Origin of the sequence: Endozoicomonas sp., assembly GCF_965196975.1 — a bacterium.
Lineage (GTDB): Bacteria > Pseudomonadota > Gammaproteobacteria > Pseudomonadales > Endozoicomonadaceae > Endozoicomonas.
Window position 1 is genome coordinate 904,983 of sequence record NZ_OZ239981.1, and the last position, 12,683, is coordinate 917,665.

At 48.5% G+C, this 12,683-nt stretch carries 9 protein-coding genes; 6 read left to right on the top strand and 3 right to left on the bottom strand.

Going from position 1 to position 12,683, the window contains the following annotated elements:
- The first annotated feature begins 525 nt into the window (after positions 1 to 525).
- The 5 genes from nirB to ACOCLE_RS04050 all read left to right on the top strand — a co-directional run bounded on the left by nirB (position 526) and on the right by ACOCLE_RS04050 (position 8,547).
- Positions 526 to 3,063, top strand: a complete 2,538-nt coding sequence (nirB, locus tag ACOCLE_RS04030) for a nitrite reductase large subunit NirB (RefSeq protein WP_419535610.1) — start codon at positions 526 to 528, stop codon at positions 3,061 to 3,063.
- Positions 3,063 to 3,419, top strand: a complete 357-nt coding sequence (gene nirD, locus ACOCLE_RS04035; protein ID WP_419535611.1) for a nitrite reductase small subunit NirD — start codon at positions 3,063 to 3,065, stop codon at positions 3,417 to 3,419. Before nirB ends, nirD begins: the two co-directional genes overlap by 1 nt.
- On the top strand, positions 3,419 to 4,714 hold the full coding sequence (locus ACOCLE_RS04040) for an NAD(P)/FAD-dependent oxidoreductase (RefSeq protein WP_419535612.1): 1,296 nt from the start codon (positions 3,419 to 3,421) through the stop codon (positions 4,712 to 4,714). The genes nirD and ACOCLE_RS04040 overlap by 1 nt, the downstream gene beginning before the upstream one ends.
- 29 nt (positions 4,715 to 4,743) lie before the next feature.
- Positions 4,744 to 7,458, top strand: coding sequence for a molybdopterin-dependent oxidoreductase (locus ACOCLE_RS04045; RefSeq protein WP_419535613.1), 2,715 nt, complete (start codon positions 4,744 to 4,746; stop codon positions 7,456 to 7,458).
- 366 nt (positions 7,459 to 7,824) lie between these two features.
- Entirely contained in the window at positions 7,825 to 8,547 is a 723-nt protein-coding gene (locus ACOCLE_RS04050) for a hypothetical protein (RefSeq protein WP_419535614.1), read from the top strand.
- Between the two features lie 75 nt (positions 8,548 to 8,622).
- Here ACOCLE_RS04050 and speE read toward each other — a convergent pair whose 3' ends face one another.
- The 3 genes from speE to ACOCLE_RS04065 all read right to left on the bottom strand — a co-directional run bounded on the left by speE (position 8,623) and on the right by ACOCLE_RS04065 (position 10,943).
- The gene (speE, locus tag ACOCLE_RS04055) at positions 8,623 to 9,471 is read right to left on the bottom strand and encodes a polyamine aminopropyltransferase (RefSeq protein ID WP_419535615.1); all 849 of its coding nucleotides are present in this window, start codon (positions 9,469 to 9,471) and stop codon (positions 8,623 to 8,625) included.
- Complete coding sequence (gene speD / locus ACOCLE_RS04060) at positions 9,458 to 9,925, bottom strand: adenosylmethionine decarboxylase (RefSeq protein ID WP_419535616.1); 468 nt, start codon at positions 9,923 to 9,925, stop codon at positions 9,458 to 9,460. Before speD ends, speE begins: the two co-directional genes overlap by 14 nt.
- A 115-nt stretch (positions 9,926 to 10,040) precedes the next feature.
- Positions 10,041 to 10,943, bottom strand: a complete 903-nt coding sequence (locus tag ACOCLE_RS04065) for a cation transporter (protein WP_419535617.1) — start codon at positions 10,941 to 10,943, stop codon at positions 10,041 to 10,043.
- Positions 10,944 to 11,286: 343 nt separating this feature from the next.
- Between ACOCLE_RS04065 and ACOCLE_RS04070 the strand changes: the two genes are divergently transcribed.
- On the top strand, positions 11,287 to 12,567 hold the full coding sequence (locus ACOCLE_RS04070; protein WP_419532972.1) for an ISKra4 family transposase: 1,281 nt from the start codon (positions 11,287 to 11,289) through the stop codon (positions 12,565 to 12,567).
- Positions 12,568 to 12,683: the final 116 nt, after the last annotated feature.

The window sequence follows — 12,683 nt, forward strand, 5'->3', positions numbered from 1 at the left end:
GGCTGTTGTTTTTATTTTGGTGCATGATTTTCGGCGACGGATACAGTCTGGCAGTGTTGCATATACTCTGGTTTTGGGAGTGTGGCGAGAGTATTACAAGCTCTTTAACCACAAAGATCACAGAGTTCACTAAGTTATCTTTTTATCGGCTTTGTGCTCTTCGTGTCCTTTGTGGTTCAAAAATACCCAGGATTTATCTTCCACATCAAAGGCATTGCAAGCCTTCTAACCACAAAGTTCACAAAGTTCACAAAGGTATCTTTTCAAAGACTTAGTGTTCTTCGTGCGCTTTGTGGTTCAAAAAAATACCCAGGATTTATCTTCCACATCAAAGGCATCACAAGCCTTCTAACCACAAAGGGTACAAAGTTCACAAAGGTATCTTTTAAAGACTTGGTGTTCTTCGTGCTCTTTGTGGTTCCAGTAAATCTTTACTTTTAACTTTCAGGCATAGCTTTGAGTGTTTTGGCATACCCCCTGCATGCTGGCAGACAAAGTGTGTTCAACAATGGGGAATTAGCCGAAATGAGCGGGAAACAAACCCTGGTAGTCGTCGGTAATGGCATGGTCGGTCACAGCTTTATGGAAAAGCTGGTGGCTGCTGGTGGATTAGAGCACTACCAGGTGGTTGTTTTTGGTGAAGAGTCCCGCCCTGCATACGATCGTGTTCACCTTTCCGAATTTTTCAGTGGTCGAAGTGCCGAAGACCTGTCCATGGTGCCGGAAGGTTTTTATCAGGAGAACGGTATTGATCTGATTCTCGATGAAGCGGTGATTGCCATTGACCGTGATGCCCGGGAATTAACCACCAACAAAGAGAGAAGTATTCAGTACGACAAGCTGGTGCTGGCTACCGGGTCCTATCCTTTTGTGCCACCAGTGCCAGGGCATGAGCGGGACAACTGCTTTGTGTACCGTACCATTGAGGATCTGGAAGCCATTGCCAGAGCGGCTGGCAACAGCAGGGTTGGTGCCGTTGTGGGTGGCGGGCTATTGGGGCTGGAAGCCGCCAAAGCGTTAAAAGATCTTGGCCTTGAAACCCATGTGGTTGAATTTGCACCCCGTTTGATGGCTGTTCAGGTGGATGATGGCGGTGGTGCCATGCTTCGACAGAAGATTGAAGCGCTTGGCGTGCAAATCCATACCGGCAAGAACACCCAGCTGATCACTGATGGTGAGGGCGCAGTCCATCAAATGCAGTTCGCCGATGGTGAGGTGCTGAATACCGATATTGTGCTGTTTTCTGCGGGTATTCGTCCACGGGATGAACTGGCAAAACAGGCCGAGCTGGCCATGGGGGAGCGAGGTGGCATTGTTATCAATAATGACTGTCTGACCTCTGATGAATCTATATATGCCATTGGTGAGTGTGCGCTGTGGGAAAACCGGATTTTTGGACTGGTGGTTCCCGGCTATCAAATGGCCCAGGTAGCGGTTGATCATTTAACCGGTAACGGTAATAGCCAGTTTACCGGCGCAGATATGAGTACCAAGCTAAAACTGATGGGCGTTGATGTGGCCAGTATTGGTGATGCTCATGGCAATACAAAAGGCTCACTGAGTTATCAGTTCATTGACCAGGAAAAACAGGTTTATAAAAAGCTGGTCGTATCCAAAACCAAAAAGAGAGTTCTGGGTGCCGTTCTGGTCGGGGATGCAGACGACTATGGAACGTTACTGCAAATGATGTTGAATGGCATTGTGCCTCCGGCTAACCCTGCTGAGTTGATTTTGCCTCAGAGTGATGGCTCTGCCAGTGCTGGAATGGGGGTGGCTGCACTGCCGGAAACGGCCCAGATCTGTTCCTGCTTCAATGTAAGTAAGGGGGAACTGGTCGGTGCGGTGGCTGGAGGTTGTCAGGATATTGCAGCTCTCAAAGCTGAAACCAATGCCGGAACTGGCTGCGGTGGTTGTGCCCAGCTGGTAAAGCAGGTGCTCGACCACGAGCTGACTCAACTGGGTGTTGAAGTCAAAAAAGATATTTGTGAGCACTTTCCACATTCAAGGCAGGAGCTGTATCACCTGGTCAGGGTCGGCGAGCTGAAAACGTTCTCCCAGGTGATTGAAAAGCATGGTCGCGGCATGGGTTGTGATATCTGTAAGCCTACCATTGGTTCCATACTGGCTTCCTGCTGGAACGATTACATTCTGAAGAGTGATCATGCTCCGCTTCAGGACACCAATGATTATTTCCTGGGGAATATGCAGAAGGACGGTACCTACTCCATTGTGCCACGGGTTCCCGGCGGTGAAATTACCCCGGAGAAGCTGATTGTGATTGGTGAGGTGGCTAAAGACTTTAATCTCTACACCAAAATCACTGGCGGCCAGCGGATCGATCTGTTTGGTGCCCAGGTTAATGAGTTGCCGGCTATCTGGAAGCGGTTGGTGGATGCTGGGTTTGAAACCGGGCATGCCTACGGGAAGTCCCTGAGAACGGTTAAATCCTGTGTGGGCAGTACCTGGTGCCGCTACGGTGTTCTGGACAGCACCAGCATGGCCATTGCCATTGAGCACCGTTATCGAGGAGTGCGTTCACCTCATAAAGTCAAAATGGCCGTTTCGGGATGTACCCGGGAGTGCGCCGAAGCCCAGAGTAAGGATGTTGGCGTAATTGCTACCGAGAAGGGCTGGAACCTCTATGTGGGTGGTAACGGAGGGATGAAACCCCGGCATGCTGACCTGTTTGCCACCGAGCTTGATGATGAAACGCTGGTGAAATACATCGATCGTTTCCTGATGTTTTATATTCGAACGGCTGAGCGGCTGCAGAGAACGTCGGTCTGGCTGGATAACCTTGAAGGTGGCCTGGATTATCTCAAGTCCGTCATCATGGACGACAGTCTTGGCATTAATCAGGAGCTGGAAGATGAAATGACCCATCTGGTGGGTACCTATCAGTGTGAATGGAAAACGACGCTGGAGAGTCCTGAGAAACTCAAGCGTTTCAGTCATTTTATCAACAGTGACCAGCTGGACAGCAATGTTGTCTTTGTGGATGAACGGAACCAGATACGACCCGCAACGGAACAGGAAAAGATTCAGCTGAAGGAGGTGATGTAATGAGCCAGTGGACGACGATCTGTCAGGATGAACAGCTTTCTTCAAACCTTGGCATCTGCGCCCTGGTGGGCAGCCATCAGGTTGCGGTATTCCGGGTGAAGGATCAGGTGTTTGCCCTGGAAAATTTTGACCCATTCAGTAATGCCAATGTGATGTCCCGGGGACTTGTGGGTGACCTTAAGGGCCACCTGGTCGTGGCATCGCCCATCTATAAACAGCACTTTGATTTAGCCAGTGGACAATGTCTGGAAGATGATACGGTCAGTTTGAAGGTGTTCCCGGTTCGTTTACATGAGGGTGTCGTACAGGTGATGCCCACCCCGCTGGTCGGACACGTTGCTGAACGGGTTGCCTGATGAGCCATTATCAAAAGCCGGACGGCCGGCAAAAACTGGTGGTCATTGGCAATGGCATGGGCTCGGTCCGGTTTCTTGAGCAGCTGTTTGCCGGTGGTCAGTGTCCTTTTCAAGTGACTGTGCTCTCTGAAGAAGATTGTCCAGGTTATAACCGGATTCAACTGTCCAAGCTGCTGGCAGGCAGTGTCGATTTGGAAGGGATTCATCTGAAAAGTGCCACCTGGTATCAGCAGCAGGGTATAAAACTGCTGATGGGGGAGGACTACCGGGCTATTCAGATTGATCGCTCATTAAAGCGGGTGGTCACTCAAGGTGATGAGACATTCGACTATGACCGTCTTGTTCTTGCCACCGGGTCACTGCCCAATCAGATACCTGTACCGGGTGCTGATCTTCAGGGGGTTCTCGCGTTTCGCAGTCTTGCCGATGTCGACTTGATGCTTGAAGCGGGTCAGGGGCAGGCTGTGGTGATAGGCGGCGGTTTGCTGGGGCTGGAGTGTGGCAGTGGTCTGGCAAAGCGTGGCATGTCGGTGACCATCGTGGATAACATGCCCATTCCCATGGCTCGTCAGCTGGACCAACATGCCGGGCATTTATTGCGCAAGGAACTCGAACGAAGAGGCATCGCCTTTCGCAGCAGTGCAACGCTGAAATCCTATGAGGGCGTTGATGGTCGGGTTTGTGGTGTGCAGATTGACGGTGAATATCTACCTGCCTCTCTGGTGGTGGTGACTGCCGGTGTCAGGCCGAACATTCAGCTGATGCAGGAAGCTGGCTTGAAATGCGACCGTGGGGTGTTGGTCAATGACCGGCTGCAGACCTCTGACCCGGATATCTTTACCGTCGGTGAATGTGCGCAGATGCAGCTGACTTCCGGGCAGGAAACGCAGTCATTGCTGTTTGGTCTGGTCGCTCCGGTTTATCGGCATGCGGAAATCGTTGCAGCGTCCCTGCTGGGTGATCAGAGCCAGACGTTTACCCCAGTCCCCATTCCTACCAATTTGAAAGTGGATGGCATCAACCTGTTTTCCAGTGGTGAATTCAACCCTTCCTGTTTTGTAGAAAAGAGTGATGAACAGAGCGACGAAATAAGCAGGGAGGAAGTGATTACGCTTGATGCTTCAGATGCGGGCATCTATCGCAAGCTGGTACTTCAGAATAATCGGATCAAAGGTGTACTCCTGTACGGCGATGTATCCGATGGTTTGTGGTACCAGACGTTGATGGAGTCGGGCACTGACATTTCAGCCATCCGGCAACAACTTATTTTCGGGCAGCGTTTTCTGGCTGCATGACGGTTCTGTAAAAGGTTCAGGGAAGTATCATGGCAGTAAATCAACTGACAAAGGATATCAATACGACATGTGCCTACTGTGGTGTGGGTTGCGGTATTTCCGCAAGGGTCGTTGATCCTGAGTTGCACCTGATTGAGATCAAGGGCCGGGAAGATCATCCTGCCAATTATGGTCGCCTCTGTTCCAAGGGAAGCGCCCTGGGAGAAACGGTATCACTGGATGGGCGTCTTCTTTATCCAAAGGTTCATGGTCGTCAGGTCGTCTGGTCTGAAGCGCTGGATGAACTGGTCTCACGGCTGCAGGAAACCATAGAGCACTATGGGCCGGACTCTGTGGCTGTTTATGGGTCAGGTCAGCTGCTGACTGAAGACTACTATGTGGCCAATAAACTGATGAAAGGGTTTATTGGCAGTGCCAATATGGATACCAACTCCCGGCTCTGCATGGCTTCCACGGTGGCTGGTCAGAAACGAGCGTTCGGCTCCGACACCGTTCCGAATACGTATCAGGATCTGGAGCTGGCTAACCTGCTGGTGCTGGTGGGCTCCAATACCGCCTGGTGCCACCCGGTGTTGTTCCAGCGTATCCGGGCGATGAAAGAACAGCGGCCGGACATGAAAGTGGTGGTGGTTGACCCAAGGCGCACGGAAACCTGTGATATTGCTGATCTGCATCTGGCCATAAAACCGGGCTCTGATGTGCTACTGTTTAATGGTCTGCTTTCGTGGCTTGCTGATCAGGATGCTCTGGATCAGACCTATATAGACACATACTGCCAGGGCTTTGATCAGGCACTGGAGGCTGCCAGAACCAGCTTTAGTGATATGCAACAACTGGCGGATGCCTGTGGCGTAGAGGAAAAAGCACTTGTTCAGTTTTATCACTGGTTCTGTGAGACAGAAAAAACGGTGACGGCCTGGTCACAGGGAGTAAACCAGTCAGCAGCGGGCACTGATAAAGTAAATGCCATGATCAACTGCCATCTGGCGACCGGCCGTATCGGAACGTCTGGTAGTGGTCCGTTGTCACTGACCGGGCAGCCCAATGCCATGGGTGGCAGGGAAGTGGGTGGGCTGGCAAATCAGCTGGCTGCGCACATGGAGTTTACGCCTGAAGATGTCGCCAGAGTCGGGCGTTTCTGGCGTGCACCGAATATGGCAAAGTCTTCCGGAAAGACGGCGGTTGATCTGTTCAAGTCGATTGACCGGGGGGAGATACGTTTTGTCTGGATCATGGGGACAAACCCGGTGGTCAGTCTGCCTGACAGTAACCGCGTAATAAAGGCGCTGAAAAAGTGTCAGACAGTGGTCGTTTCGGACTGCATTGAACACACCGATACCGCTGAATTTGCGGATATTTTATTGCCTGCTGCTCCCTGGAGTGAAAAGGATGGCACGGTCACCAACTCTGAACGCCGAATTTCCAGGCAGCGGGCACTGTTTCCCCTGGCAGGAGAAGCCAGACCGGACTGGTGGATTATCAGTGAAGTGGCAGGTCGGCTGGGGTTTGCTGAGGCGTTTGACTACTCCGGCAGTGCCGATATCTTCCGTGAGCATGCGGCGCTTTCCGGTTATGAAAATAACCCTGAGGGAAAAATTCGAGATTTCAATATAGCCCCTCTGGCTCGAGCCACTGATTCAGAATATGACGCTTTGGAACCGTTTCAATGGCCATTATCAGAGGATAAGGTTCAGGGTGATTTTGATGGTTCCAGGTTGTCCTCTATCACAAAGCCGGTCATGCCAAACACGGAAAGCAAGGCCCGCTTTTTTAAGGAGGGGGGGGTCTTCACCCAGAATGGCCGAGCGAATTTTATCGCCACTCCTGTTCACCGCCCGGTAAATACGCCTGGTAAGTCTTATCCATTATTGTTGAATACCGGCCGTGTGCGTGATCACTGGCATACGATGACGCGGACAGGGCTTTCAGCCCGTTTGAATCAACATACCGATGAGCCGTTTCTGGCCATACATCCGGACGATGCTGAACGTTACCGGCTGAGTGATCAGGCGCTGTGTCAGATTTCATCAGAGTTCGGCAAGGCGGTGGTGCGGGTTCAGGTTTCTGATGCCCAACGCAGTGGTGAAGTGTTTATGCCCATGCACTGGACACGTCAGCACAGTGAGTCGGGTTTTTCCGGGGTACTGGTGAATCCGGTGCTTGATCCTGTGTCCAAACAACCGGATTTGAAGTTTACCCCAGTGGCAGTTGAGCCGCATCACGCTGAGCAGCATGGCGTCCTGTTAACCAGGGAGAGACTGGCTGTTCGGGATATTGATTATATGACCGAGGTCCGTATTGAAAATGGCTATCGCTATGAAATGGCCGGTAGAAACCTGGGTCAGCTGGCACTGTTTGAACGGCTCAAGCCATGCCAGAAGGTGGAGTATACGGATAATGCAGTTGGTGAGTGGCGTGTGGCCTGGTTCAGCGATGCAGAGCTTCAGGCGCTTTGGATAACAGGTCCGACGGTATCGACCTGTGACCGGCAGTGGTTACAGTCCTGGTTTTGTCAGAGTGCTTCTATTGAGGAAGCCTGGTGGATTCTGGCAGGCAATCCTCCCCAGGGTGAAGATGCTGGCAGGCAGGTGTGTGCGTGCTTTGGGGTTGGAGAGAAGACGATCTGCCGGGCCATTGCCGAGCATGGGTTTACCGATCCTGTTCAGGTGGGCAGCCATTTGAAGGCTGGAACAAACTGTGGGTCCTGTATTCCTGAAATCAGAGGGTTAATCAAGCGGGGCTGACAAAGACCATTTATCGATGTTAGAGTGTTACCCGAATCAGGCATTAATGATTTGTTGATAACGATAAAATGCCTGATAGTTTATCTGTAAATACCAGAATTGACGTTGTCTGACTGTTGATTATTAATTGTATTTATTAAAGAAATACAATTAACTCGGATAATGTTAATTGTGACTTTCAGTCCGGTATTTAAGAAAACGAATTGAATACGTAATAACCATTAAATGCACACTTTTCGATCTGGTTGATATGGCCTTGCTGATTTATTGTCAAATAAAAGGCTACGCTCATTAATGAGCACATTATAAATACAGATTAAAAAACGGACGTTCCTGCGCCTGAATGGGCATAGGGATAGTATTAAAATGAAGATTTACTCGGAAACCATCCAGGAAATAAAAGCGCTTGTCGAACAGAATGAAATCAAAGACAAGCAGGATATTGAACAATTTCTAGACCGCTGCTCGGAGCTTGACCCTGTCGCAGAGGGGGTTTATGCCACGGTTTATAACCTTCCCGATGAACCGGATAAGGTGGTTAAGGTGTGCCCTGACAAGAAAGACGGGTATTACATTTTTGCAAGATGGTGCATGACACCGGAAAATCAGAACAACCCACACCTTCCGAATATTCATCGTGAAGATATTATTACCTTGCCCTGTGGCATGGTGGTCCGCGTTTACGTGGTTGAGCGTCTTTCCGACTTTACGGATGATGGTTCACGGGCCACCCAGCCCCAGCATTTTCATGATTATGACTTTGGCCTTTTATGGGGTTCTTTCAAGGCGGTTATGCAGTCGTTCGGAATGGATAACAGCGAGTTTCCTGAAGAAATCAAAACATTGGAAGTATTTGTCGAGAAAATAAAAGTATCAAGTTCTCATCTGGTGAAAAGAACGGACAATGAGATCTCAGATGTGGTTGATGACAGTATCATTGAATCCCATGAAGAGTTTCTGGAAACACTCTTTGATGTATTGACCCAGTTATCAACGGTGGGCTCAATGGATCTTCACGGCGGAAACTTTATGCTTCGTGGTGATACGGTGGTGATTACTGACCCAATTGCTCACAAATACGCCGCTTAACAGGTTGTTTGGAAAGTAGTGTCCGTTCAGATAACCCCGTAGTGAGGATCGTAGCAAGACAGACGACTTTTCAATTCAGCATTCGATGAGGCTGTTAATGTAACCCGGGAGGCTAAATGCTGAGTGATGTACTTCGGGTGAATAGTAGTGGGTCTCGATAGTGGAGGACTGATACCTTTTTGTCAGTTCTTCCATGGGAACCTCCCTGAGAGCAGGGTTTTCCGTGGCCCAGGCGAGGGTCATCAAACCACCAACATAAGTCGGCACGGCTACGCCATAAAAGCAACGGTCGGCATAGAGTGCTCGTAATCTCCTTGAGGATGTGGTCAGCTCTTCTGGCTGGAAGAAGGGAACGCCATTCTGTGCGACAAATACGCCACTTGCCTCAAGGCACTCTTTACAGGCCTGGTAAAAGGCTGTACTGAATAACACTTCCCCAGGGCCTGTTGGGTCTGTGCAATCAGAGATAATCAGATCGAAGCTCTGCTCAGTGTTGCTGACGAAATTCATACCATCATCAATCACCAGTGTAAGCCGGTGATCATCAAATGCGCCATCACTGTGTTTTGGCAGAAGTTTTTGACAGGTATCTATGACCGAGCGGTCTATTTCTACCAGGGTTATTGTCTCAATGGATTGATGCTTGGTCAGCTCTCTGAGCGTTCCACCGTCTCCTCCTCCAATAATCAATGCACTTTTAACATGACCATGAGCCAAAACCGGTACGTGGGTCAGCATCTCATGGTATATAAACTCATCTTTTTCCGTGGTCTGGATAATGCCGTCCAGTGCCATGACTCTGCCAAACCATTCATTCTCGAAGATCACAAGATGCTGATGAGGCGTTTTATGCTCGAATAAAATGTTATCGATTGAAAAGGTCTGTCCATATCCCTTAACCAGACTTTCGCTATACATGTTCATATGACAAACCATGCTCCTGAAGGGTGGGGATTTGTTGTTCTATCACGCCACGTAACTCCTGCCGTATGTCTACGTTCTGTGGGGCAAAGGTACGCTTCAAAATAGCAATGGCATTCTGAGGTATGGCTTTACCACACATGAAAAGATCAAATGCGGCAAATGAGCGTTCAGGCCATGTGTGGACGCTGATGTGCGATTCCGCAAGAACGGCAACACCAGAGATACCCCCGTTAGGCTCAAAATGATGAAGGTGGATGTGAAGTAATGTTGCATTACAGATTTCAACGCATTCCTTAAGCGTTGTTCTCATCAATGTCAGATCATTCAGAGAGTGAGCCTGCCACAGATCAACCAGCAGGTGATAGCCTGCAAACGTTTTACCATCTCTCTGGATAAAGTGATCATCTGTAGCTTGAGTTTCCTGCAGGCAGCAGACTTCCTCTTTATGCTTCAATGGATTTTGATGCGAGGACATTATGGGTTCTCACTCTTACTGATCGTACTTCAGTTTTTCAGTATTTATATAAGGTAGTCTCTTTACAGAGTAACGACGTTTTTTGTGGCAGTTTTTATTGCTCAGGAAAGTTAAGGGTCAGCATGATGCGGTAATACCTGGATGCTGAGCTTACGATGCTTTCGGTTATGGTCCTGATGGCCTTGAGGTCAGCGCTGCTGGGCGGGGTATTACTGTGAACCTGTATGCTGATATTTACCCATAGCCATCTGCCAATCCAGATCATGTTTATATTCAGGTTTTTATCCGGAATGGAGATCCTTTTCTCTGCTATGGCCTCTCTAGCCTGCTTATGGAGTTCAGGTACAGCTATATCCAGTAGAAGCAGTTGCTTAAAATTCTTTTGTAATGTTTTCAGAGGAAGGCGTATTAGAAAAAGTAAGAGTGACAGCGTCAGAATAGAGTCAATATATGGGGTGATGGGGTTGCTATTGCCGAGCAGGTAGGCCAGTGAAAACGCAACTGCAGCAGCAGCGCTAACTGATGCGTCTACCAGCCATTCCTGGTACTCGAAGTAGATCAGCGGGGATGGTTTTGAGCGATGAAGTAGAAAAAAAACAGTGGCGGTTGCGCCTCCAATGATGCTTGAAAAAATTTCATAAGCCAGGGCAAGGTCGAATTCCGGCGTATACCCACCCATGTACAACTTATAAACGGAAAATCCCAGCAGGGTAAGGCACAGTCCCAGCAAAATAATGCCTTCCAAAAACAGCATCAGTGGCTCAAGTGTGGGATAACCATAGGGGGTATTTGCTGCTGCGGGGAGCTTGACCAGCCGGGATATTCGTACATTTGCCATCATGGTTAACATGCACAGAAGGGAGTAGCTGCCATCGAGAAGTACTGCATTGGATCCGCTGAGCAAGGCCACAAGGATGCCAGTTACACCAAAAAAAAGTTCGAGTACCACAGAGAAACGCAGGATGTTGAGCTCATTCAGCTGACGCCACTGATGCATATATTGTCTTACCAGAGAAGGGGGTTCAGGAATATAAGAGTCTTACTCATAAAATAGTGGCGTGGTGACTCCGTTCGGGATTTTTGAGTCGTTGATCAGTCTTATAAGAAGTGTGGTCACATGTTCATTGCCTGTCTAAAAGGATCTGATATAAGGTGTTTTAGAAAACTGAGATAAAAGATAGGCAGTAAATATAAAAAGTTAAAAATAATTCTGATTTCTAAAGTAGGCTGGCATACTTAAAAGATAAAACGTTGATCGGGTGCTCTCTCTGAATGATTGAAACAATAGTGCTCTATTTTCACAGCTACTATGGGAACACCACTCATAATAGTTAACTGTCATGCCCGCTTCTGTTATTTCCAGCTCTACCAAAAGCATCGTTTTGCAAATTGAAGTTTCTATAGATTCAGGCAACATGCTGAATCTTGAAGATAGTTTACAGCGTGCACTCAATGAAGCCGGGCAGCTTGGAACAAAAGAGTTATTGGGGCTATTTGAATCACCCAATAAAGAACCTATCGTCGTTAATCAGCAGAAGTGGAACTACAAAGGAAAGGTTCTTAAGCACTATGAAACCTTATACGGTCGTATACCTTTGGAGCGCTCCGTATATCAGGGTGTCAGAGGTGGCAGTACTCTGGCAGCACTTGATCTTCGTGCCGGTATTATTGGTTCAGCTACCCCCAAATTTGCCAAGTCTATCGCCTGGAAATACAGCCAGATGCCAGCGCCTGCGGTAAAAGAAGATTTTGAGACCAACCATCAAAGGACGCTTTCAAATTCTTATATCAAGCATTTATCGGACAGAGTAGGTGCATTAATTGAAGACCAGCAAGACACTCACTACCACCTTCCTCCACTAAAAGAGCCTGTTGAAACAATAGCCATTGGTCTGGATGGAACCTGCATGCTGCTTTGTGAAGAAGGCTGGAGGGAAGCCATGTGTGGGACATTGAGCCTATATTCTGCAGATGGAGACAGGCTCCACACGATATATACAGCCAGTTCGCCAGAGTATGGTAAACAAAGCTTTATGAGCAAGCTCGACGAGGAGATTGCAGATCTAAAACGACTCTACCCAAATGCCACATACATCGGGGTAGCTGACGGGGCTAGAGAAAACTGGAGTTATTTGAAACAACATACCTCTGGGCAGATACTCGATTTTTATCATGCATCTGAATATTTAGCTGGAGCAGCGGAAGCACTGTTTCCAACCAGTAAGGCGAAGCGACACCAGTGGCTTGAAGACAGGCTACATAGTTTGAAAAACAAGCGTGGAGCAGCCAAAAAAATCCTTCAGGAAATTGAATCAGCCGAGCTCCCGAAAAAGACAATCGCACTGACAGAGAAGCGCTACAAAGCTGTGAGCTATTTTACAAACAATCACCAGTTAATGAATTATCATCAGGCGCTTAAACGCCATTGGCCAATAGGTTCAGGAGTTACTGAAGCGGCTTGTAAGACTCTGGTAAAGCAACGATTATGTGGTTCTGGAATGAGGTGGAAAGCAACAGGAGCGGAAGTGCTTTTGACAACAAGAGCACTGATCCAGAGTAAGGGGCGCTGGGAACAACTTTGGTCTGAGTTCATGACTGGAAAGGTTGAAGCTAACCTATGAGTCAGTTATCAAATTGAGAGAGCACCCCGTTGATCTTGATTTAAGTTGATATCAAGAGATAGTCTCAATGAGTTTGATCATGCTTGTATTTTTTAATTTAAATTCAACGAATAATG

Bases quoted from the DNA above. Each gene is read 5' to 3' on its own strand.
- nirB (WP_419535610.1), top strand. From the start codon at position 526: ATGAGCGGGAAACAAACCCTGGTAGTCGTCGGTAATGGCATGGTCGGT.
- ACOCLE_RS04040 (WP_419535612.1), top strand. From the start codon at position 3,419: ATGAGCCATTATCAAAAGCCGGACGGCCGGCAAAAACTGGTGGTCATT.
- ACOCLE_RS04050 (WP_419535614.1), top strand. From the start codon at position 7,825: ATGAAGATTTACTCGGAAACCATCCAGGAAATAAAAGCGCTTGTCGAA.
- nirD (WP_419535611.1), top strand. From the start codon at position 3,063: ATGAGCCAGTGGACGACGATCTGTCAGGATGAACAGCTTTCTTCAAAC.
- ACOCLE_RS04065 (WP_419535617.1), bottom strand. From the start codon at position 10,943: ATGCATCAGTGGCGTCAGCTGAATGAGCTCAACATCCTGCGTTTCTCT.
- ACOCLE_RS04070 (WP_419532972.1), top strand. From the start codon at position 11,287: ATGCCCGCTTCTGTTATTTCCAGCTCTACCAAAAGCATCGTTTTGCAA.
- ACOCLE_RS04045 (WP_419535613.1), top strand. From the start codon at position 4,744: ATGGCAGTAAATCAACTGACAAAGGATATCAATACGACATGTGCCTAC.
- speE (WP_419535615.1), bottom strand. From the start codon at position 9,471: ATGAACATGTATAGCGAAAGTCTGGTTAAGGGATATGGACAGACCTTT.